Raw genomic sequence first — 221 nt, 5'->3', positions numbered from 1 at the left:
GCTTAGAAGCAGCCACCATTTAAAGAGTGCGTAATAGCTCACTGGTCGAGTGACTCTGCGCCGAAAATGTAACGGGGCTAAACACACCACCGAAGCTATGGCATGACACGTATGTGTCTTGGGTAGGGGAGCGTTGTGTATAGGTTGAAGTCAGACCGTAAGGACTGGTGGACAGTACACAAGTGAGAATGCCGGTATGAGTAACGAAAAGACAAGTGAGA

The 221-nt window shown here is 48.9% G+C and carries 1 rRNA gene; it reads left to right on the top strand.

Features of this window, described 5'->3' with window-relative positions:
- Positions 1-221 (top strand): 23S ribosomal RNA (locus WFK81_RS30880); the annotation flags it as partial.

This window comes from Paenibacillus sp. MMO-177 (assembly GCF_037147795.1).
Taxonomy (GTDB): Bacteria; Bacillota; Bacilli; order Paenibacillales; family Paenibacillaceae; genus Pristimantibacillus.
Note: the sequence above shows the minus strand (reverse complement) of the source record. Positions and strands in the feature narration are given on the sequence as shown.